This window comes from Klebsiella indica (genome assembly GCF_005860775.1).
GTDB lineage: Bacteria > Pseudomonadota > Gammaproteobacteria > Enterobacterales > Enterobacteriaceae > Klebsiella > Klebsiella indica.
On the sequence record NZ_VCHQ01000015.1, the window covers coordinates 140,609 to 162,712 of the forward strand.

Here is a 22,104-nt window from a genome sequence, read left to right on the forward strand (position 1 = left end):
AGGCCCGGTAAGCGAAGCGCCACCGGGCTTTTTACTGGACAGAGAAGTGAACACATTAGAACAAACAATTGGCAATACGCCTCTGGTGAAATTGCAGCGGATGGTGCCGGATAACGGCAGTGAAATTTGGGTCAAGCTGGAAGGCAATAACCCTGCCGGGTCAGTGAAAGACCGGGCGGCGCTGTCGATGATCGTCGAAGCGGAAAAACGCGGAGAGATTAAGCCCGGCGATGTGCTGATTGAAGCGACCAGCGGCAATACCGGCATTGCGCTGGCGATGATCGCCGCGCTCAAAGGCTACCAGATGAAACTGCTGATGCCGGACAACATGAGCCAGGAGCGCCGCGCGGCGATGCGCGCCTATGGCGCTGAGCTGATTCTGGTCAGCAAAGAGCAGGGGATGGAAGGGGCGCGCGATCTGGCGCTGGAGATGGCCCGGCGTGGGGAAGGTAAGTTGCTCGATCAGTTTAATAATCCCGATAACCCGTACGCGCACTACACCACCACCGGGCCGGAAATTTGGCAACAGACTTACGGGCGTATTACGCATTTTGTTTCCAGCATGGGCACCACCGGTACGATTACGGGTGTTTCACGCTTTCTGCGTGAGCAGGATAAAAAGGTCAGCATCATCGGGTTACAGCCGGAAGAAGGCAGCAGCATTCCGGGGATCCGCCGCTGGCCTGCTGAATATATGCCGGGTATTTTTAACGCGCAACTGGTGGATGCGGTGCTGGATATTCATCAACGGGATGCAGAAAACACCATGCGGATGCTGGCGGTGAAGGAAGGTATTTTTTGCGGCGTGAGCTCAGGTGGCGCGGTAGCCGGCGCCTTACGTATTGCGCGGGAAAATCCCGGCGCTGTGGTGGTGGCGATCGTTTGCGATCGCGGCGATCGCTACCTTTCTACCGGCGTCTTTGGTGAAGAGCATTTCAGCCAGGGCGCGGGGATTTAAGCCGTCGGGCTGAGCGGTATCACCGGTGTCTGCGTCGTCAGCATGGAGGCTCGTGCTCCTCAGATTCGTTCTCTGTGTATCAGGCTTGAACGCAAGTGACCCGTTTGGACGCAACGACGACATTATGAGCTGTTACGGGATATAGCCTGTTACCTGGTATAAATCATTGGCAAGTTTGTGAATTTCATCATCATTCAGCGTTGCAAGTGAAAGCCGTAGCCCGTGGGATGGTGTGCCAATACCGAAAGCTTCCCCTTCGCGAACCCGCCAGCCTGCATGCGCCAGGCGAAGTGCCGCCTGTTGGCTCGGCTTCTCCAGCGGGAACCAAAAATTCAGCCCATCCCCTGGCGTCAGGTGGGTGATCCCGCACTTTACCAGCGCGGCAATGAGTTTTTCATGTTGCTGACGGTAGTGGCGCCGACTGGTCGCCAGGGATGCCATAAAGATCTCATCGTTCAGGCAGGCCAGCACCAGATCCTGCAATAAATGGCTGACCCATTGGCTGCCGGAATTGAGCCTAAGGCGTAGCGTCGCCGAAGTCTCAGCATCGCTGGCGACAATAGCCAGACGCATGTCCGGCCCCAGTGTTTTCGATAGCGAGCGCACCAGCGCCCAGCGCTTCGTTTCCGGGGGAAGCGGTGAGTACCAGGGGGTGGCGGATAACAGCGCGAAATGGTCATCAATAATTACCAGAACCTGCGGGTAACGGGCGAGTATCTGGCGTATCTTGCGGGCGCGGGTTGCGTTGAGGCTACAGCCGGTCGGATTATGCGCCCGGGGGGTAATCATCACCGCCCGGGCGCCGTTGCTCAGCGCCTTCTCAAGTGCGTCTGGCTGCATGCCTTTACTATCGACCGGAACGGGGGAGGGGTGAAAGCCGGTATAGCGCAGCATATTGATACTACTGAGAAAGCAAGGGTCTTCGATGGCCACACTATCTCCCGGAAGCAGCAGAGCGCACAGCAACCGTTCAAACGCATCAATAGCGCCGTTGGTAAGATTAATCGCGGCGTCTATCCCCAGATCGTTGTTCATCCAGTTCCGGGCCCAGGCTGCCAGTTGTGGTTCAACTGCCGCATCGCCATACAGACGCGGCGCCTCTGCGATAGCGTCAAAGTAGTTCTTGATGTGCGCCAGGCGGGCAGGGTCGGGGTTCCCGCTGGAGATATCCTTGAGCGGAGAAGACGGATCGCCACCTTCAAGGGCAGGAAGAGGAGTCGGTGCCTTGATGGCTGTACCATTGCGTCCCTGACCCGTAGCCAATCCTGAAGTCACCAGTCGCTTATAGGCGGCAGCGACGGTGTTGCGATTGACCGCCAGGTCGATCGCCAGGTCGCGCACTGGCGGTAAAACATCCCCTGGTTTGAGTTCACCATTTTGTACAAGGTGACGGATGTTGTCGAAGATTTCACTGGCTGTTTTCCCGCCAATCATTATTGACCTATGACAAAATGAATTTTAGCATAGGACAAATGATAATCAGGGGATGACAAGCTGTCCAGTGGGGGAGAAAAGGATGGAGCAAGAAGACGAAATACAATCGGTGCTCTTTAGCGATAAAAGCCGGGCGCAACAGGCTGATATCGTGGCCGTTCAATCGCAGGTCGTTTACGGTAGTGTGGGAAACAGTATCGCAATACCGGCAATCAAGCAGCATGGGCTGCGGGTAGTGGCGGTACCGACCGTGTTGTTCAGCAATACTCCGCATTATGATACCTGGTATGGTGGCGTGATCCCGGAAGAGTGGTTTGTCGGTTATTTAAAGGCGCTGGAAGAGCGTGATGCCCTTCGCGAGCTCAAGGCGGTGACGACCGGCTATATGGGAAGTGCGGTACAGATTGCGCGGCTCGCGCAATGGTTACGTCGAATCCGCAAACGCCACCCTGAAGTATGTATTCTGGTCGATCCGGTCATTGGCGATGTGGATAGCGGTATCTACGTGAAGGCTGAGATCCCGGAAGCCTATCGCAGCCATTTACTGCCCCTGGCGCAGGGGATTACGCCAAACCTGTTTGAGCTGGAGATGCTGAGCGGCCTTCCTTGCGCGAATCAACAGGAAGCGGTTGTTGCCGCCCGGAGCCTGTTATCCGAGTCACTGAAATGGGTGGTGATTACCAGCGCGCCGGGAATGGACAGCTCGACAATCAACGTGATGGTGGTCAGCGCTGAAGCGGTTGAGGTGGTGGCGCATCCACGGGTGGAAACCGACCTGAAAGGAACTGGTGACCTGTTCTGTGCAGAGCTGGTGAGCGGTCTGGTTTGCGGGGTCTCATTGCATGATGCGGTTCATACCGCTGCGCGACGGGTACTGGCGGTAATGACCTGGACCGAGGAACAAGGTTGTGATGAACTTATTCTTCCTCCGCAGGGGAAGGATACAGAAAATGGCGATACCGTGGCGTGAGAAAACAGAGTGTGATAAAAAATGGCGCCCTTGAAGGCGCCATTTTTCTGCAATAAGAATTACTTCTTAATGCGGATAACCGGGGTTTCACCGACGGTCACGCTACCGGACAGTTTGATCAGCTCTTTGATCTCGTCCATGTTGGAGATAACAACCGGGGTCAGCGTTGATTTGGCTTTTTCTTCCAGCAGCGGCAGATCGAATTCGATAACTGTATCGCCGACTTTCACTCGCTGGCCTTCTTCAGCAATGCGTTTGAAACCTTCACCTTTCAGTTCAACGGTATCAATACCAAAGTGAACGAACAGTTCAATGCCGCTATCAGATTCGATTGAGAACGCATGGTTAGTTTCAAAAATTTTACCGATGGTGCCATCTACCGGAGCAACCATTTTGTTGCCAGTAGGTTTGATTGCAATGCCATCACCCACAATTTTTTCCGCAAAAACGACATCCGGCACGTCTTCGATGTTGACGATCTCGCCAGAGAGCGGAGCAACAATCTCAATAGTTCCGGTGTCTTTTTTGTCATCAGAAACCAGAGATTTCAATTTATCGAACAAACCCATGATCTTCTCCTAAGCAGTAATTTGGGCCGCATCTCGTGGATTAGCAGATTGTTTTTTCTTCAATGAACTTGTTAACCAGCGTCATTAACTCGTCCGTTGTCGGTTGAGCAAGAGCTTGCTCTGCTAATACCTTCGCATCTTCGAAGTTCGTGTTACGGATAATCTTCTTAATGCGCGGGATAGAAATGGCGCTCATAGAGAACTCGTCCAGCCCCATCCCCAGCAACAGAAGTGTAGCACGTTCATCGCCCGCAAGCTCACCGCACATGCCAGTCCATTTGCCTTCAGCATGAGAAGCATCAATAACTTGCTTAATCAGCGTCAGTACAGACGGCGACATTGGCTGGTAAAGATGTGAAATCATATCATTACCACGGTCAACCGCCAGAGTATACTGCGTTAAATCATTGGTACCGATACTAAAGAAATCAACTTCTTTGGCTAAGTGATGAGCAATGGTCGCCGCGGCAGGGGTTTCTACCATGACGCCAATTTCAATTGCTTCATCAAAAGCTTTACCTTCGCCGCGCAGTTCCTGTTTGTAGGACTCAATCTCTTTTTTCAGTGCGCGCACTTCTTCAACAGAGATGATCATCGGGAACATGATGCGCAGTTTACCGAAAGCAGAGGCTCGCAGAATTGCGCGCACCTGATCGCGCAGAATCTCTTTGCGATCCATTGCGATACGCACGGCGCGCCAGCCGAGGAACGGGTTCTCTTCTTTCGGGAAATTCATGTACGGCAGCTCTTTGTCGCCGCCGATGTCCATGGTGCGAACGATAACGGCCTGTGAGCCGCACGCTTCGGCAACCGCTTTGTAAGCGGAAAACTGTTCTTCTTCCGTTGGCAGCGAATCGCGATCCATGAACAGGAATTCGGTACGATACAAACCCACGCCTTCCGCGCCGTTACGCTCCGCGCCTTCGACGTCACGAACGGTACCGATGTTGGCGCAGACTTCAACCTGATGGCCGTCAAGGGTAATCGCCGGCAGGTCTTTCAGCTTAGCGAGCTCTGCTTTTTCTTCCGCGACCTGAGACTGCAGATTGCGCAGCTCTTCGATTTTTTCGTTGTCTGGGTTAACCAGAACCTGATTATTCACCGCGTCGAGGATCAGATAGTCGCCGTTTTTCACCTGCGCTGTCACGTTACCAGTGCCCACGATGGCTGGCAGTTCAAGGGAACGCGCCATGATGGAGGTGTGGGAAGTACGACCGCCTGCATCAGTGATAAAACCCAGCACTTTGTCCAGGTTTAGCTGTGCGGTTTCTGACGGCGTAAGATCGGCGGCAACCAGGATCACTTCGTCCTGAATCGCGCTCAAATCAATGATCGCCAGACCAAGAATATTGCGCAACAGGCGCTTACCGATATCACGTACGTCAGCCGCACGCTCTTTCAGGTATTCATCATCCAGCTCTTCCAGTGCAGAAGCCTGACCTTCGATAACTTCATGCGCAGCTGCGTCAGCCGTCATGTTCTTATCTTTAATCAGGGCTATGATTTCCTGCTCCAGCTCCTCATCTTCCAGCAGCATGATGTGCCCTTCGAAGATGGCTTCTTTTTCTTCACCGAAAGTTTCACCAGCTTTGGTTTTGATAGCCTCCAGCTGGGCGGAGGCTCTGGCGCGGCCACTCAGAAAACGTTCAACTTCCTGATCAACCTTATCGGCAGAAATTTTTTTCCGGTCGATGACAATTTCATCTTCTTTCAGCAGAAGCGCCTTGCCGAAAGCGATACCCGGGGATGCTAAAATGCCTGAAATCATAACCCTACCTTACTTGTGACTGATATTAAAAAGAACCCGTGAACTTATTCGAGCTCAGCCATCAGTTTTACCAGATGCTCAACGGCTTTTTGCTCATCTTCGCCTTCGGCAGAGAGAGTCACAACAGTCCCCTGAGTCAGACCCAGAGTCTGCAGTTTGAACAAGCTTTTGGCGCTGGCGCTTTTGCCGTTGGAGGTTACAGTGATCTCAGAAGTGAAGCCTTTAGCTTCTTTAACAAACTGAGCGGCAGGGCGGGTGTGCAGACCGTTCGGAGCGGTAATAGTAACTTCTTGCTGGAACATTATATTTCCCCAACTTATAGGTTTAGTGTTGTGGACCTAAAGTTTAGCTTAACGGCTAAACTTTAGCCTGTATCGTTAGCGCCGGCATCACATGTCCGGCTCAGGCACCAGGAGCAGAGTATTGCTGTGGAAACCTTCAGGCCGTTGACATCTACATGTCATTAAACATTATGCCGCTAAAGGAAGACTTGAACCAAATCATAAAATCGATTCAGCCTACGGAAATCCAAATCGGAATAATTTCGCGCATCAAAATAAATGTGCTGGTTAAATACCAGACCCAACGAAGTGAATCAATGCCAGGAGGGGTAAAAGTTTGACCTGTGCCACAAAAAAGCACCTGAAAAGGTGCTTTTTTACACAATATTAACAAGCTGGCATTACTGTTGCAGTTCTTTCTCAGTGAAAAGATCGGCAAACAATGCGGTGCTTAAATAACGTTCACCTGAGGAAGGTAGGATAACCACAATATTCTTATTGGTAAAGGATTCATCTTCCTGTAGCTTCAGTGCCGCGGCAACGGCAGCGCCAGAGGAGATGCCGGCCAGAATACCTTCTTCTTCCATCAGGCGACGTGCGGTGGAAATCGCCTCTTCGTTGGTAATCGTAACCACTTTATCAACCAGCTTCAAATCCAGGTTGCCCGGGATAAAGCCGGCACCGATACCCTGAATTTTATGTGGCCCAGGTTTCAGTTCTTCACCGGCCAGCGCCTGGGTGATAACCGGAGAATCGGTCGGTTCAACTGCAACGGTAATCAGATTTTTTTTGCCTTTCGTGCCTTTGATATAACGGCTTACGCCGGTCAGCGTACCGCCCGTGCCGACACCGGAGATGAATACATCGACCTGGCCGTCAGTATCTTCCCAGATTTCCGGGCCGGTGGTTTTTTCATGAATTTCCGGGTTTGCCGGATTGCTGAACTGCTGAAGCAGGAGGTATTTTTCCGGATTGCTGGCGACGATCTCTTCGGCTTTCTGGATGGCGCCTTTCATGCCTTTCGCGCCTTCGGTCAGAACCAGATTGGCGCCCAGCGCTTTCAGCAACTTGCGACGTTCGATGCTCATGGTTTCCGGCATCGTCAGCGTGAGCTTATAACCGCGCGCGGCAGCGACATAGGCCAGGGCGATACCGGTGTTACCGCTGGTCGGCTCGACCAGCTCAATGCCAGGTTTCAGCACGCCGCGTTTTTCGGCATCCCAAATCATATTGGCACCGATGCGGCATTTAACGCTAAAGCTTGGGTTACGAGATTCTACTTTTGCCAGAATGCGCCCGTTACCGATGCGGTTCAGTCGTACCAGCGGCGTATGACCGATAGTCAGGGAGTTGTCTTCAAAAATCTTACTCATGGCCCGTCCTTAACTGTATGAAATTTGGGAGTACAGCTTCAGCATACCCGCTTAAAGAATATGCGGAAGTAAGGATTTAGCATATCTATATTCGGAAGAGAAATAATGGCAAGCCAGAAGTAATAAGGAGCGGTATAAGCCGCTCCGAATAAAGACAGTGTTACTTCCACATGGCGTGTTTGTCGCGATAGCAATCGACCCACATAGCCGTTGCGCCGCAAATGGCTACCGGCAGGATGACCAGATTTAATACCGGGATCATGGTAAACAAGCTGGTTAAGGCGCCAAATTGCATATTGGTCACTTTGCGGGTACGCAGCGCTTCACGCATGGTTTTAAACGGCACTTTATGGTTATCAAACGGGTAATCGCAGTACTGAATGGCCAGCATCCATGCGCTGAACAGGAACCACAATACCGGGGCAACAGTCTGGCCGATGCCGGGAATGAAGTAGAGGAGTAACAGTACGATCGCGCGTGGCAGATACCAGGCGAATTTTTGCCATTCCCGTTTCATAATACGCGGCACGTCTTTCATTATGCCGAAAACCCCCACATCCGGAGGTGTTGCGCCGGTGAGGCGGGCTTCAAGCTGTTCGGCCAGCAGGCCGCTGAAGGGTGCGGCAATCCAGTTGGCAATCGTGGAGAAAAAGTAGCCAAAAACCAGCAGGATTGAAATGACCGCGATTGGCCATAACAGATAGTTGAGCCAGTGCAGCCAGTCTGGCACATGGTTCATCAGCGAAGGGATCCAATGACCCAGACGATTGAACAACCACCAGAATGCGCCGCCCATCAGAACAATATTGACGAGTAAAGGGAGGAACACGTATTGACGGATCCCCGGCAACCTGATTAGTTTCCAGCCTTGTGAGAAATAGTAAACGCCACTACGTGGGGCCGTTACGGATGATGAAACCATAGTCAGGTAATGCTCCTTTTTTTAACATCCGGGCTGAATGCCGGGCTATTTTATCGGGTTAACGGATAATAACCAGTTAGGAAATGTTCGAAAAAACAGCAAAAAGCACGATTTAGTTCATCTTTATGTAGTGAAAGTTCCTGACGCACTTGCACTTGGTGTAATCGCCAAATACTCTTAGTGAGTAAATGTTTGCCGTGGTGGCAAGGTGTTAGAACAACAGAGAATATAATGATGCAGGATTTGCGTCTGATATTAATCATTGTTGGCGCGATCGCTATAATCGCTTTACTGGTACACGGTTTCTGGACCAGCCGTAAAGAGCGCTCCTCGATGTTTCGCGATCGTCCACTTAAACGTATGAAGTCTCGCGACGAAGAAGCGCTGGAAGGCGATGACTTTGATGATGATGATATTGAAGGTGTAGGTGAAGTTCGGGTTCATCGAGCCAATCATGCGCCGAATAGCGCTCATGGGGAGCATGAAGCACCCCGTCAGCCGCGGCAGCACCAGTATCAGCCTCCCTATGAGCGTCAGGCGCAACCGCAGCCAGTGCGCCAGGAAGAGCCTGTTCGCGCACCGCAGCAGCCGCATCCGCCGCAGCCACATCACCAGCCAGTTGTTCATACTCAGGCGCCGGTTCAGCAGCCGCAGTCGGTGACGCAACCTCAGCCGGTACAACAACCGCAGCCGGTACAACAACCTGTGCCCCGGCCACAGTCGGCGCAACAATCTGCTGCCCAGCCGGTGGCCGCACCTCCGTCGCAACCCGCGCCTGAACCGCAGGCGCCTGAACCACCGCCGGCGGCGCCAAAGCCAAAAGAGCGCAAGGAGACGGTGATTGTGATGAACGTCGCCGCGCATCATGGTTCGCAGCTTAATGGCGAGCTGTTGCTCAACAGCATCCAGCAGGCTGGCTTTACATTTGGTGATATGGACATTTTCCATCGTCATTTAAGCCCGGATGGCAGCGGGCAGGTTCTGTTTAGTCTCGCGAATATGGTCAAACCAGGGACTTTTAATCCGGATAGTATGGCGGATATGCTAACCCCCGGGGTGACGATCTTTATGCAGGTTCCGTCCTTTGGCGATGAACTGCAAAACTTTAAACTGATGCTACAGTCCGCCCAATACATCGCTGATGAAGTCGGCGGCGTGGTGCTGGATGATCAGCGTCGCATGATGACGCCGCAAAAACTGCGTGAATACCAGGACCGCATCCGTGAAGTGAAAGAGGCTAACGCCTGATTCATCTTCCTGCGTTTCGTCTGCTGAGCCTGAACCCCCGCCCGTCGGGGGTTTTTTATCATTGATGGTGTGATATGGAATCGAATGAACAAAAACTGACTGAACTGCGAACCACGCTTCGCCATCATGAATATCTGTACCACGTCATGGATGCACCGGAAATTCCTGATGCTGAATATGACCGCTTAATGCGTGAGCTGCGTGAGCTGGAAGCGCAACATCCTGAACTGATTACGCCGGACTCGCCAACCCAGCGCGTCGGCGCCGAACCGCTGGCCTCATTTAGCCAGATTCGTCATGAAGTCCCGATGCTGTCGCTGGATAACGTTTTTGATGAAGAGAGCTTCCTCGCGTTTAATAAGCGCGTTCAGGATCGCCTGAAAAACACCGACGATCTTGTCTATTGCTGTGAGCTAAAACTGGATGGCCTGGCCGTCAGTATTCTGTATGAAAACGGCATACTGGTACAGGCGGCGACTCGCGGCGACGGAACAACCGGGGAGGACATTACGTCCAACGTGCGTACTATTCGCGCTATCCCGCTGAAGCTGAGAGGCGACAATATCCCACAGCGGCTGGAAGTTCGCGGTGAAGTTTTTCTCCCTCAGGCTGGATTCGAAAAAATCAATGAAGAGGCTCGCCGAACCGGCGGGAAAGTGTTCGCTAACCCACGTAACGCGGCTGCCGGTTCTTTACGTCAGCTCGATCCGCGCATTACGGCGAAGCGACCACTTACATTCTTTTGCTATGGCGTGGGTGTGCTGGAAGGCGGCGTGTTGCCGGAGAGCCATTCAGCGCGTTTACAGCAATTTAAAGCCTGGGGATTGCCGGTCAGCGATCGCGTAACGCTCTGTCACACGCCAGAAGACGTGCTTACTTACTATCGCAAAGTGGAAGAAGATCGGCCGAGTCTGGGGTTTGATATTGATGGCGTGGTTATCAAAGTTGATTCACTGGAATTGCAGGAACAGTTGGGCTTTGTGGCCCGCGCGCCGCGTTGGGCGGTGGCGTTTAAGTTTCCGGCGCAAGAACAGATGACCTTCGTACGCGATGTTGAGTTTCAGGTTGGGCGTACCGGCGCCATTACGCCCGTTGCGCGTCTGGAGCCGGTCCATGTCGCCGGGGTGTTAGTCAGCAATGCGACGCTGCATAATGCGGACGAAATCGAACGTCTGGGGCTACGAATTGGTGACAAGGTGGTTATTCGCCGGGCCGGGGATGTTATCCCCCAGGTGGTCAATGTGGTTCTCTCGGAACGCCCGGAAGGGACGCGCGAGATTGTATTTCCCACCCATTGCCCGGTGTGCCACTCCGATGTTGAGCGCGTTGAGGGTGAAGCCGTTACTCGCTGTACAGGCGGTCTGATCTGTGGCGCGCAGCGTAAAGAGTCTCTCAAGCATTTTGTCTCTCGTCGTGCGTTAGATGTCGATGGTATGGGCGATAAGATCATCGATCAACTGGTTGAGAAAGAGTACGTGCATACGCCGGCCGATCTTTTCCGGTTGACGCCGGGTAAACTCACCGGGCTGGATCGCATGGGGCCGAAATCCGCGCAAAATGTCGTGGACGCACTGGAAAAATCCAAAGAAACCACGTTTGCCCGTTTTCTTTATGCGCTAGGTATCCGTGAAGTTGGGGAGGCCACGGCAGCAAGTTTAGCCGCGCATTTCGCCACCATTGAGGCACTGGAACAGGCTTCCATTGACGACCTGCAAAAAGTGCCCGATGTGGGGATTGTTGTCGCTACGCATGTGCGTAATTTCTTTGCTGAAGAGAGCAACCGTGACGTTATTGCGCAATTGCGTAAAGAAGGCGTCCGCTGGCCCGCGCCTGTCGTGGTCAACGCCGAAGAGATTGATAGCCCATTTGCCGGTAAAACGGTGGTTCTGACGGGCAGTCTGAGCCAGCTGTCGCGGGACGATGCGAAAGCGCAGCTCGTTGCGTTGGGCGCGAAGGTCGCGGGCAGCGTGTCGAAGAAAACTGATCTGGTCATCGCCGGGGAAGCCGCGGGGTCTAAACTGGTCAAAGCGCAGGAACTGGGGATTACGGTGATTGATGAAGCCGAAATGCTGCGCCTGCTTGGAGAATCGCGTGGATAAAGCCCGGCTTATTGAGATTGCCAACACGGAAATGCCGTTTGGTAAATACAAAGGACGTCGTTTAATTGATGTGCCGGAAGAGTATTTGCTGTGGTTTGCCCGTAAAGATCAATTTCCCGCCGGGCATCTTGGCGAGCTGATGGCGTTGACGTTGCTGATTAAAACGGAGGGGCTGACCGACCTGGTTCAGCCCCTGAAGCGTCCTCGTTAAGCCTCGGAGGCGCGGGTCTTTTCCTGTGCCTGTAATGCTTCGTTCTGGCGTTTATAGCGCCTCGCCAGAACGGCGCACACCATTAACTGAATCTGATGGAAGATCATCAGCGGCAGCACCATTATCCCCAGTATTGAGGTCGGGAAGAGAATATTGGCCATCGGGATCCCGTTTGCCAGGCTCTTTTTCGACCCGCAGAACACAATGGTAATTTCATCCGCCTTATTGAAGCCGCATTTACGCGCGACAACGACGTTAATCGTAATCACAATGGCCAGAAGTACCAGGCATACAATGACGATAAACAGCAGCGATCCGATACCGACTTTATGCCAGATACCGTTAACGACCGCTTCGCTGAAGGCCGAATAAACAACCAGCAGAATGGACGTCTGGTCGGTTTTTGAGATCCACTTTTTATGTTTTGCCACCCAGTCGCCAATCCAGGGACGAGAAAGATGCCCCAGCACAAACGGCAGAAGCAGTTGTAGCATAATTTTTCCGACCTGCTCCAGACTTCCGCCTGCGCCGTGCAGATTCATCAACAGACCGACCAGCAAGGGCGAAATAAAAATCCCCAGCAGGCTTGAGGCCGAAGCCGAGCACACGGCAGCCGCGACGTTACCGCCAGCCAGCGAAGTAAACGCAATCGCCGACTGGACGGTCGCGGGCAGAATACACAGATAAATAAAACCGGTGTACAGCGCCGGATCAACGTTGATGGGGGCCCACTTTGCGAACAGTACGCCGAGCACAGGGAATACGATAAACGTGCTGCATATTACCCAGAGATGCAGGCGCCAGTGGCTTCCTCCGGCAACAATCGCCTCACGAGAGAGTTTCGCACCATGCATAAAAAATAACAGGGCAATGGCGGCGGTGGTCAAATGCTCGAAGAAGGGAACAAACCCACCGCGGGCAGGGAAAAAGGAGGCCAGCAGGACCACGGTGACTAACGTGAGAGTGAATGGATCAATAATGCGGAAAAATTTCATAAACGCTCCTGAAAATCGATGCCGCTATTGTGCTTTCTTTAGTTTGAGAAATAAAATTGATTTATTGCATCTATTCATGAAAAAAAGAAATGAATTACTCGCTACGTCAATTAAGAGTGTTTGTGGCCGTCGCACGCGCTAAAAGCTTTAGTCGGGCGGGGGAGAATATCGGTCTCAGTCAGTCGGCGGTCAGCCATAGTGTTAAAGACCTGGAGCATCGCACCGGCGTGCGTTTGCTCGATCGAACGACCCGGGAAGTGGTACTCACGGAGGCCGGTCAGCAACTGGCCGTCAGGCTTGAACGTCTGCTAGATGAACTGAACAGTACGTTGCGCGAAGCGGGCCGTGTCGGACAGCAACTGACGGGAACCGTCCGGGTTGCGGCCAGTCAGACCATTTCTGCGCATCTGATCCCGCAGTGCATTGCCTATAGTAATCAGTATTATCCGGAGATCGATTTCGTTCTGCACGATCGCCCTCAGCAGTGGGTGCTGGAGAGCATTCGTCAGGGCGAGGTGGATTTTGGCATTGTGATCGATCCCGGCGCTGTCACTGATCTACAGTGTGAGACGGTTCTCGCGGAGCCTTTCTTGTTGCTTTGCCGTCGGGATCACTCTTTTTCTTCTCGTGACTCGGTGAGCTGGCAGGCGCTACAGCATCAGCGACTGGTGTTACAGGATTATGCATCAGGTAGCCGTCCGCTTATTGATACCGCGCTTGCGCGATTTTCGGTTGAGGCAAATATTGTGCAGGAGATTGGCCACCCGGCAACGCTGTTTCCCATGGTTGAGTCGGGGATAGGTATCAGCATATTGCCAGCGTTAGCTCTGCCGCTTCCGCAAGGCAGTCAGTTACAGGTGAAACGGCTTACGCCGGTGGTTGAGCGGCAACTGATGCTGGCACGACGTAAAAATCGCTCGTTATCTACCGCGGCAGAAGCGTTGTGGGAGGTGGTCCGACATCAGGCCGGCCAATTAACCGCGTTGCGCGAGCATGACCCCTTGTATCAGATATAAAATCAATAGCTTTTAGGTATTGAACGTCCTGGAAAACTGTATTGGTAATCGATTGCGTAGCATCGTTATAACAATCTGGTGCCAGATCAATTTTTCAGTTTTTAAGGACATTTCATGAGCCATTCTCTTTTCTCACAGAACCCGTGGTATAGCGCAGACATTATTCGCGGCTATAAGCCAGATTTTACGCCGCGGGTCGCGTTTATTCTTGGCTCAGGCCTCGGGGCGCTGGCAGAACAAATTGACGATGCCGTGGCGATTTCTTACGAGAAGCTGCCGGGATTCCCTGTCAGTACCGTGCATGGACATGCAGGTGAACTGGTACTCGGCTATTTGGCTGGCGTTCCTGTCGCATGTATGAAAGGTCGCGGGCATTTCTATGAAGGGCGTGGCATGACGGTGATGACCGATGCCATCCGGACGCTAAAACTTCTGGGGTGTGAATTGCTGTTCTGCACTAACGCGGCGGGCTCTTTACGCCCGGAAACCGGGCCCGGCAGTCTGGTGGCGTTAAGCGATCACATTAACACCATGCCGGGGACGCCAATGGTTGGCCTGAATGATGAACGCTTCGGCGAGCGTTTCTTTTCTATGGCCAATGCCTATGACGCGGATTATCGCGCCATTTTGCAGCGTGTTGCGGCCGAAGAAGGTTTTCCGCTTACCGAAGGTGTGTTTGTTTCTTATTCGGGGCCTAATTTTGAAACCGCGACAGAGATTCGCATGATGCAGATTATTGGCGGCGACGTGGTGGGGATGTCCGTGGTACCGGAAGTGATTACGGCCCGTCATTGCGGGTTGAAAGTGGTGGCCGTCGCGGCAATCACCAATCTGGCTGAAGGTCTGGGGGATGTGAAATTATCTCATGCGCAAACCCTGGCGGCGGCAGAACTTTCCCGGCAGAACTTTATCAACCTGATCTGCGGCTTCCTGCGCAAACTGGTCTGAATAAACCATAACACCAATAATATTGCTCCCATTTGCGGAGTTTTACTTTAAGGGCAAGGAACGGAAAATGGGTATCGTATCTCGCTTAAAGCTCATGTCGTTTTTGCAGTATTTTATCTGGGGAAGCTGGCTGGTAACTCTGGGTTCTTACATGATCAACACCCTGCATTTCACCGGGGCGAATGTCGGTATGATTTATAGTTCCAAGGGACTGGCAGCGATTATTATGCCGGGCGTTATGGGGATCATTGCCGACAAATGGTTACGTGCGGAACGCGCCTATATGCTCTGCCATCTGGTCTGCGCCGGGGTGTTGCTTTATGCGACGACCGTTACCGACCCGGAGACGATGTTTTGGGTGATGCTCATTAACGCGATGGCCTATATGCCGACGATCTCGTTGTCCAACAGTGTCTCCTACGCTTGTCTGGCGCAGTCTGGCCAGGATCCGGTGACCGCATTTCCACCAGTTCGCGTATTTGGCACCATGGGTTTTATTGTCGCGATGTGGACGGTGAGCCTGATGGGACTGGAACTGAGCAGCGCGCAACTGTATATCGCCTCTGGCGCTTCGTTATTTCTGGCGATGTATGCGTTTACGCTACCAAAAATCCCTGTTGCCGGGAAAAAATCGGCGGCAACGTTTGCCAGTAAACTGGGGCTGGATGCCCTGGTGCTGTTTAAAAATGCGCGAATGGCGATTTTCTTCCTGTTCGCTATGATGCTGGGGGCGGTGTTGCAAATTACGAATGTCTTTGGTAACCCGTTCCTGCATGATTTTGCCCGCTATCCGGCGTTTGCAGATAGTTTTGTGGTGAAGTATCCCTCTATTTTGCTTTCGGTTTCGCAGATGGCGGAAGTCGGTTTTATTCTCACTATTCCGTTCTTTCTTAAGCGCTTTGGCATTAAAACAGTGATGCTGATGAGTATGCTGGCGTGGACGTTGCGCTTCGGTTTCTTTGCTTTTGGCGATCCTTCTCCGCTCGGTTTTGTGCTACTGCTGATGTCGATGATCGTCTACGGGTGCGCATTTGATTTCTTTAATATTTCGGGATCGGTGTTCGTGGAGCAGAGCGTCAGTCCAGACATTCGTGCCAGCGCGCAAGGGCTGTTTATGACAATGGTGAACGGTTTCGGCGCGTGGCTGGGGTCAATTCTGAGCGGCATGGCGGTGGATTATTTCTCTGTCGATGGCGTGAAGGACTGGCAGACCATCTGGCTGGTGTTTGCGGCCTATGCGTTGGCGGTGGCGGTTCTTTTTGCGCTATTTTTCCGAGAGCGGCATGAGCCTGAGGCGTTGACGAAGAAAGAAATGGCGCCGTAGCTTTCCGGTGGCGGGGTCATTTCCCCGCCGTTTCATTTTCTATGATGCCATGTGGTAACTTTGCGTATTCTCTTCCGCTCAGGAACGCATTACATATGGAACGCACGCATCGTATCGATCTGAAGTTATTGCGCTACTTTCTTGCTGTCGCAGAAGAGCTGCATTTTGGACGAGCGGCCGCCCGCCTGAATATGTCGCAGCCTCCGCTGAGTATTCATATTAAAGATCTGGAACAGCACCTCGGTACGCCGTTGTTTGTTCGTCATTCCCGCAGCGTGGCGTTGACGCATGCCGGAAAAATTCTGATGGAGGAATCCCGCCGTCTGCTTACCAACGCGAACCAGGCCCTGGCGCGAGTGGAGCAGATTGGGAGGGGTGAAGCGGGGCGGATAGAATTAGGTGTGATCGGCACGGCAATGTGGGGAAACATGCGCCTGGCGATGCGCCATTTTTTGCAGGAAAATCCGAATGTTGAAGTCCTTTTTAGAGAGAACATGCCTGCTATGCAGATGGCGATGCTGGAACGACGGGAGCTGGACGCCGGGATCTGGCGAATGGCAATAGAGCCTTCTCCAGGGTTTACCAGCCAGCGTTTGCATGAATCCTCTTTTCTGGTTGCAATGCCGGAAGAGCACTCACTTACCGTGCTTGAGGAGATCCCTCTTGCGTTGCTGCGTAACGAATATTTTGTCACTATGCCGTCAATACATACCGACTGGACGTTTTTGCAACGCGTATGTCAGCGGGCGGGATTTTTGCCGATGATTGTCCGCGAAGTGATGGAGCCGCAAACGGTTCTGGCGATGATCAGCATGGGAATGGGTATCACACTGATCGCCGATAGCTATGCGCAGATGCAATGGCCTGGCGTCGTGTTTCGTCCACTGGAGGAGCGTATTCCGGCCGATTTATACATCGTATATGACCACCAGCAGGTGACCCCCGCTCTGGAGAAAATGGTCTCAGTGCTGACGAATTGAATGCCGTATGCCGCGGGCGAGGGAAATGAGCGCGTTACCCGGCCTGGGCAGACGCAAAACGCTCCCGACGGACTCGCAGACTGAGATATCCATCTGAAGTCCGAACGGTTGTCCGGACTTTGAATCGTATTTTTCAGACGCGGGCGCCTGACTTCAGAATAAGGCGCCTCGCGGGGGCGATAGCTTAATGTTCATGTTTCTGTTCGCGCAAATAGATTATCCAGTAGGTAATACTGACCAGAACGCCGCCGCCGATAATATTGCCGATGGTTACCGGGATTAAATTATCGATAATAAAATTATGCACCGTCAGCATCGGGAAATTATCCGCTGTGGTCTGCGTCATACTCCAGAATTGATCGGGGGAAAAGTCGCGAATCACGATCGCCAGCGGGATGATAAACATATTGGCAATACTGTGCTCAAAGCCACTGGCGACAAACATGCCGATAGGCAACAACATTGCGACGATTTTGTCCGTCAGAGAGTGGCCGGAATAACTCATCCAGACGGCAAGGCAAACCATTAAATTACACAACGTCCCCAGGCAGACCGCCTCAATAAAGGTATGGTGCATTTTATGATCGGCGGTTTGCAGAACATTGAGCCCCCATAAGCCATTGCTGCTCATGGCTTGTCCGGAAAACCAGATCAACAAAACAAAAAAGAGCGCCCCGACAAGATTGCCGAAATAAACAATAATCCAGTTCACAATTAACTGCCGCCAGCTAATTAAGCCGCTGGCTTTCGCCATGACCGTCATTACTGTCGACGTAAAAAGATCGGCACCACATACGACAACCAGAATCAGACCGAGTGTAAAACAGAGGCCACCGGCGAGTTTTGTTAATGATGTTGCCGGCGTTGCCCCCGTGGTTACCGTGATATAAAAAACAAAGGCAATAGAAATAAAGACTCCCGCGGTTATAGCCAGAAAAAATGCGAGATCTTTTCTCTTGGAAACTTTATAGACACCGGCCTGTTCCGCGACTTTTGCCATTTCTGCGGGCATGCGCAAATCGAAAGAAATATCATTCTTCATCGAAGGCTCCTGGATTACATTAAGACATGCATGATTACCTTCATATATGCATAGTGCGTACCAGAATGCCTTCGTCATTCGGTGCTAATATGTGATCCATTTCACTTTACAACCGCTAGAGTACTTCCCGTGCGGCAATGCCCAGACGCTGCATCCGCGACAGCAGGGTCGTGCGCTTCATCCCCAGGCGGGTTGCCGCGCCGCGCGGCCCGGCGACAATACCATTCGTCTCCCTGAGCACCTGGATAATTCGCTGGCGTTCCTCTTCATCGGTTTCCGGCGCGGCGGGATTTAACATTTGCGCCATTGAACCTCGCGGCTGAACGTCATGACTTAAAGACGGCAACAGGTGAGTTTGCGGGGTATTAAGATGTAAATTCAGGGTGGTGCCGCGAGTGAGCAACACGGCGCGTTCAATAACGTTTTCCAGTTCCCGTATATTACCAGGCCAGTCCCATGACATCAGTTGCTGGAGCGTTTCGGAGGAGATGCTATCAATGGTACGATTCATCCGTTTCGCCATTTTTTGCGTAAAATATTTCGCCAGCAGAGGAATATCTTCCGGCCGCTCGCGCAACGGCGGTAATTCCAGAGGGAAGACATTAAGCCGATAAAAAAGATCGCTGCGAAACTCCCTGTCTTCAACCATTTGCCATAAGTCACGATTGGTGGCGGCAATGACTCTGACATTAACCGGAATAGTTTTATTGCTGCCGAGGCGCTCAATTTCCCTTTCCTGTAATACGCGCAATAATTTGGGCTGTAGCTCTAATGGAAGGTCGCCGATCTCATCAAGAAACAGCGTACCCCCATCGGCAATCTCAAAACGACCGCGATGGGTGTTAATTGCGCCGGTAAAGGCCCCTTTATCGTGGCCAAATAATTCACTTTCCAGCAGGCTGGCGGGGATGGCGGCGCAGTTAATTTTCACCAGTGGTTTATCGCGCCGCAGACTTAACTGATGTACGGCGCGGGCGATAACTTCTTTGCCGGTTCCGGTTTCTCCGCAGATGAGAACCGTGCTGTCGCTTTGCGCCACAATTTCGACCTGCTGTAGCAGCTCGTCCATAGCCCGGCTTTTATAAATAATATCGCCCATCCCCTGGCTGGAAAATAACTGCTCGCTGAGCTGGCGATTCTCCTGTTTAAGACTTTCCTTCAGCTCTGTCATATTGCGCCAGGCGTTGGCATTATCGACAGCAATAGCGATGCGATCGGCAATATGCTGCAGTAATTCACAATTTTCTTTGCTAAATACACTGGCTGAAGTATGTGCCAGGAACAGTATGCCTGGCGTACGATTGCCGAAGGTCATTGGGAGTATCACTGCGGCTTCCAGGCCCCGTTCCGCGATTTTCTCCAGCAAAGCGTCCCGTTGCCACAGGGCCGGATCTTCAGCAAGATGAAGTAAGCGATGCTGGTTCTCACGCAGCGTTTGCATGAGAATCTCGCTGCTGCCAGGCAGATGATATTGCGTGTACTCAGGCTCCGAATCTGAAAAGTGGGTGCACCACACATGGAACTTATCCGCCTGTCGGCTATCACGCAAAACCAGACTCACGGATGTTGTGCCAAAGAAATGATGAATTTCGTTGCCGATGTCGGCGACAAGTTCTTCCAGATCGAGATGGGACAGAACAGAATTGGTGATATCGACCAGCACCCGGTGATGATCGCGCTCTTTCGCCACTGCCTGTAGCGTTACCCGCTGTTTGGTTTGTTCAATCATCGCGGCGAGAACGGGCGTGATGATGCGCGTTAGCCAGTTGAACAGCATGATATCCTGGGGTGAGAACGGGTCGCCAGTGATACAAATGAAACGCAGTTCTATCATCAGGGCATTGTCAGGCTGCACCACATGTCGCGAACAGTCTGCGTAGTCACCTTGCCAGGCTTCTGTTGCCGTCTCGTCGCTTCCGTCATCAAAGCAACGATACCAAATCTCGCTGCCAATAATGTGGAGCTCAATAAGCTGTACAGTACGAAAAGAGGGCGGGAGCGGAATGAAAGCGCGCAACAGAGACGCCTTATCATTCTGCTGAGTCAAAAACTGTAACAGTGCATTGATGAGATTATCTTGCGGTATCTCTTCAGGCGGGGCAGGAGTTGCCTCGTCAAACATAGTCATCAAGAGTCCTTTTTAATGAAGGGACATTCCACGTAACGATGGCGCGTTAGATTGATTATCCTGGCCTTATAATACTATAGCCTATCCCTTCATTTTGTAATGTTATCCTTCTCACGAGATCTTTTTTGCCATCAGATAAATGGCGGGTTCGCGAACAATATCATCCAACAAATGAATAAACTGGATACTCAGCGATTTCCTGGGGGCCGCGCCATCGTCAGCCAGCGTCGCGAAGGCGTGAGTCAGCATGGCGGTGTGCGACGCATCAATTACAATTTCCCCAAAGGTTAAGACGCCAGCCATTTTTCGCCGCGCCTGCTCATCACTTAACAAGTCAATCCATTCACGGTATTCCTGCAGAGGGCAACGCAGCGCTACATTGAGACAATCAATCACGCCGACATGATGGCCAATCGCCAGTGAGTAATACATAACCTGACGACTTTTCTCTGGCATGGAGACACTGCTGTCGATAAACTTTTTCCGCAGCGTCCAGAAGACGATCTCACCGCTGTTTTCCGTCATATCCCCCCCGAACCGTCAGTAATAATTGATGGACAATATCATTCAGTCGTGGATCGTTCGCTTCCCGGAGCCAGTGTTCAACCTGCTTTCCGGTGGGATCGCGGGTAAGTACCGTGAAAAGCCGATCGCATATTTCCCTTCCCTGACGGTATCCCGCAAGACGTCTGGCTTCGCGTTCTACGGCAACACGCTGTGCGGGAGGAATGTGCGGCCACAGGAGTTGGGGGGATTCGGCGGCGGCCTCCAGATAATCGACCGCATGGATCTTTTGCTGAAGCAGGCCAAGCGCGACCGCAAAACCATGAATCGTGGCGGCAGGCGTCGGAGGGCAGCCCGGAATCCACACATCGATAGGCACGATTGTGTCGCTGCCTCCCCACACGCAATAAAGATCGTGGAAAATACCGCCACCGACGCCGCAGGCACCGTAGGAGAGGCATATCTTATGGTCCGGCGCCGAATGATACGCCCGCAGCGCAGGCATGCGCATGGCGCGCGTTACCGCGCCGGTAAACAGCAGAATATCGGCATGGCGCGGCGACGCGACGACTTTGATCCCAAAGCGTTCGGCATCAAACAGCGGCGTAATGGCTGAGAAAATTTCAATTTCACAGCCGTTGCAACCGCCGCAATCCACCCGATAAACATACGCTGAGCGGCGAATGTCCTGCAGAAGCAGCTGTTTCATTTTCTGCGCCTGGTCATCCAGGGTGATGGGCTGGCTGACATGATGGCGATGCGTTTCAAACGAGGTCGTCATAGTTTTTCCTTAATCGCAAAGGAAATATTTTCACTGCCGCCATGAAATAACGCGGCATGGCGTCGGCATTCCGGGCAAATGCATGCCTGTTGACGCAGCGTTTCCAGAAGGTCCGGGGTATGTTGCTGTTGCGCCAGTAGCTCTACCGCCATCTCAATAGATTTTTCCGCCGCGAAGGGCCGCTGGCAGCGCGTACATTTCTGCAAACGGAAGGTGGCGCGCGTATAGAGATCCGTCTTATTGGTGACGGCGAGCTCAAAGTTTTCCGACAGACGTATTGCCCGGGTAGGGCACACTTCTTCACAGCGCCCACAATAAATGCACCGCCCCAGATAGAGTTGCCAGGTCCGGGTGTTATTTTTATCGTCCGTTTCCATTGTCAGAGCATTGGCCGGACAGGCGGAGGTGCAGGCCGCACAAGCAATACACTGGCGCGGATCCAGCTCAGGCTTTCCGCGAAAACCAGGGCAGACTTCCAGTGGGGCAAAAGGGTATTTCACCGTCGGTTCGCCGGCCCGCATGATTGTTTTCAGTAATTTCAGCATTTTTCTGT

21 protein-coding genes are annotated in these 22,104 nt (G+C 52.5%); 9 read left to right on the forward strand and 12 right to left on the reverse strand.

Annotation, left to right across the window (positions count from 1 at the left end; translation table 11 throughout):
- The first annotated feature begins 46 nt into the window (after nucleotides 1-46).
- The gene (gene cysM / locus FE839_RS12385; RefSeq protein WP_138361105.1) at nucleotides 47-958 is read left to right on the forward strand and encodes a cysteine synthase CysM; all 912 of its coding nucleotides are present in this window, start codon (nucleotides 47-49) and stop codon (nucleotides 956-958) included.
- Between the two features lie 132 nt (nucleotides 959-1,090).
- Here cysM and ptsJ read toward each other — a convergent pair whose 3' ends face one another.
- On the reverse strand, nucleotides 1,091-2,392 hold the full coding sequence (gene ptsJ, locus FE839_RS12390) for a MocR-like B6 salvage transcription factor PtsJ (RefSeq protein ID WP_138361106.1): 1,302 nt from the start codon (nucleotides 2,390-2,392) through the stop codon (nucleotides 1,091-1,093).
- Nucleotides 2,393-2,474: 82 nt separating this feature from the next.
- On the opposite strand from ptsJ, the gene pdxK reads away from it, so the two are divergent.
- Nucleotides 2,475-3,362 (forward strand): pyridoxine/pyridoxal/pyridoxamine kinase, encoded by an 888-nt coding sequence (pdxK, locus tag FE839_RS12395; RefSeq protein WP_138361107.1) that lies wholly within the window; start codon nucleotides 2,475-2,477, stop codon nucleotides 3,360-3,362.
- A 59-nt stretch (nucleotides 3,363-3,421) separates the two neighbouring features.
- On the opposite strand, the gene crr is transcribed toward pdxK, so the two are convergent.
- The 5 genes from crr to cysZ all read right to left on the reverse strand — a co-directional run bounded on the left by crr (nucleotide 3,422) and on the right by cysZ (nucleotide 8,275).
- Complete coding sequence (gene crr / locus FE839_RS12400) at nucleotides 3,422-3,931, reverse strand: PTS glucose transporter subunit IIA (protein WP_101978383.1); 510 nt, start codon at nucleotides 3,929-3,931, stop codon at nucleotides 3,422-3,424.
- Nucleotides 3,932-3,971: 40 nt separating this feature from the next.
- A complete protein-coding gene (ptsI, locus tag FE839_RS12405; RefSeq protein ID WP_138361108.1) occupies nucleotides 3,972-5,699 on the reverse strand; it encodes a phosphoenolpyruvate-protein phosphotransferase PtsI in 1,728 nt (575 codons plus the stop codon).
- A 44-nt stretch (nucleotides 5,700-5,743) separates the two neighbouring features.
- Complete coding sequence (ptsH, locus tag FE839_RS12410) at nucleotides 5,744-6,001, reverse strand: phosphocarrier protein Hpr (protein WP_002913505.1); 258 nt, start codon at nucleotides 5,999-6,001, stop codon at nucleotides 5,744-5,746.
- A 380-nt stretch (nucleotides 6,002-6,381) separates the two neighbouring features.
- A complete protein-coding gene (gene cysK / locus FE839_RS12415; protein ID WP_138361109.1) occupies nucleotides 6,382-7,353 on the reverse strand; it encodes a cysteine synthase A in 972 nt (323 codons plus the stop codon).
- A 160-nt stretch (nucleotides 7,354-7,513) separates the two neighbouring features.
- The gene (gene cysZ / locus FE839_RS12420; RefSeq protein ID WP_138361110.1) at nucleotides 7,514-8,275 is read right to left on the reverse strand and encodes a sulfate transporter CysZ; all 762 of its coding nucleotides are present in this window, start codon (nucleotides 8,273-8,275) and stop codon (nucleotides 7,514-7,516) included.
- A 231-nt stretch (nucleotides 8,276-8,506) separates the two neighbouring features.
- Between cysZ and zipA the strand changes: the two genes are divergently transcribed.
- The 3 genes from zipA (at nucleotide 8,507) to FE839_RS12435 (ending at nucleotide 11,833) form a co-directional block, all read left to right on the forward strand.
- Nucleotides 8,507-9,523 carry a cell division protein ZipA gene (gene zipA, locus FE839_RS12425; protein WP_171034870.1) on the forward strand — a complete coding sequence of 339 codons (1,017 nt, stop codon included), beginning with the start codon at nucleotides 8,507-8,509 and terminating at the stop codon, nucleotides 9,521-9,523.
- A gap of 74 nt (nucleotides 9,524-9,597) precedes the next feature.
- Complete coding sequence (gene ligA, locus FE839_RS12430; protein WP_138361111.1) at nucleotides 9,598-11,622, forward strand: NAD-dependent DNA ligase LigA; 2,025 nt, start codon at nucleotides 9,598-9,600, stop codon at nucleotides 11,620-11,622.
- A complete protein-coding gene (locus tag FE839_RS12435) occupies nucleotides 11,615-11,833 on the forward strand; it encodes a DUF3820 family protein (RefSeq protein WP_138361112.1) in 219 nt (72 codons plus the stop codon). The genes ligA and FE839_RS12435 overlap by 8 nt, the downstream gene beginning before the upstream one ends.
- Here the strand turns inward: FE839_RS12435 and FE839_RS12440 are convergent.
- Nucleotides 11,830-12,828, reverse strand: a complete 999-nt coding sequence (locus FE839_RS12440; RefSeq protein WP_138361113.1) for a bile acid:sodium symporter family protein — start codon at nucleotides 12,826-12,828, stop codon at nucleotides 11,830-11,832. The two genes, FE839_RS12435 and FE839_RS12440, sit on opposite strands and share 4 nt — an antisense overlap.
- A gap of 89 nt (nucleotides 12,829-12,917) precedes the next feature.
- Here FE839_RS12440 and FE839_RS12445 point away from each other — a divergent pair, with 89 nt between their 5' ends.
- The 4 genes from FE839_RS12445 to FE839_RS12460 all read left to right on the forward strand — a co-directional run bounded on the left by FE839_RS12445 (nucleotide 12,918) and on the right by FE839_RS12460 (nucleotide 17,096).
- Nucleotides 12,918-13,844, forward strand: coding sequence for a LysR family transcriptional regulator (locus FE839_RS12445; protein WP_138361114.1), 927 nt, complete (start codon nucleotides 12,918-12,920; stop codon nucleotides 13,842-13,844).
- Nucleotides 13,845-13,958: 114 nt separating this feature from the next.
- On the forward strand, nucleotides 13,959-14,792 hold the full coding sequence (gene xapA / locus FE839_RS12450) for a xanthosine phosphorylase (RefSeq protein WP_138361115.1): 834 nt from the start codon (nucleotides 13,959-13,961) through the stop codon (nucleotides 14,790-14,792).
- 67 nt (nucleotides 14,793-14,859) lie between these two features.
- Complete coding sequence (locus FE839_RS12455) at nucleotides 14,860-16,116, forward strand: nucleoside permease (RefSeq protein ID WP_138361116.1); 1,257 nt, start codon at nucleotides 14,860-14,862, stop codon at nucleotides 16,114-16,116.
- A 95-nt stretch (nucleotides 16,117-16,211) separates the two neighbouring features.
- On the forward strand, nucleotides 16,212-17,096 hold the full coding sequence (locus FE839_RS12460) for a LysR family transcriptional regulator (RefSeq protein ID WP_138361117.1): 885 nt from the start codon (nucleotides 16,212-16,214) through the stop codon (nucleotides 17,094-17,096).
- Between the two features lie 184 nt (nucleotides 17,097-17,280).
- Here the strand turns inward: FE839_RS12460 and focA are convergent, their stop codons facing one another.
- The 5 genes from focA to hyfH all read right to left on the reverse strand — a co-directional run bounded on the left by focA (nucleotide 17,281) and on the right by hyfH (nucleotide 22,096).
- On the reverse strand, nucleotides 17,281-18,138 hold the full coding sequence (focA, locus tag FE839_RS12465; protein WP_138361118.1) for a formate transporter FocA: 858 nt from the start codon (nucleotides 18,136-18,138) through the stop codon (nucleotides 17,281-17,283).
- A gap of 115 nt (nucleotides 18,139-18,253) precedes the next feature.
- The gene (locus FE839_RS12470) at nucleotides 18,254-20,266 is read right to left on the reverse strand and encodes a sigma-54-dependent Fis family transcriptional regulator (RefSeq protein WP_138361119.1); all 2,013 of its coding nucleotides are present in this window, start codon (nucleotides 20,264-20,266) and stop codon (nucleotides 18,254-18,256) included.
- Nucleotides 20,267-20,377: 111 nt separating this feature from the next.
- Complete coding sequence (locus FE839_RS12475; protein WP_138361120.1) at nucleotides 20,378-20,791, reverse strand: formate hydrogenlyase maturation HycH family protein; 414 nt, start codon at nucleotides 20,789-20,791, stop codon at nucleotides 20,378-20,380.
- Nucleotides 20,772-21,551 carry an NADH-quinone oxidoreductase subunit B family protein gene (locus tag FE839_RS12480; protein WP_138361121.1) on the reverse strand — a complete coding sequence of 260 codons (780 nt, stop codon included), beginning with the start codon at nucleotides 21,549-21,551 and terminating at the stop codon, nucleotides 20,772-20,774. The genes FE839_RS12475 and FE839_RS12480 overlap by 20 nt, the downstream gene beginning before the upstream one ends.
- Nucleotides 21,548-22,096, reverse strand: a complete 549-nt coding sequence (gene hyfH, locus FE839_RS12485) for a hydrogenase 4 subunit H (protein WP_138361122.1) — start codon at nucleotides 22,094-22,096, stop codon at nucleotides 21,548-21,550. The genes FE839_RS12480 and hyfH overlap by 4 nt, the downstream gene beginning before the upstream one ends.
- Nucleotides 22,097-22,104 lie beyond the last annotated feature (8 nt).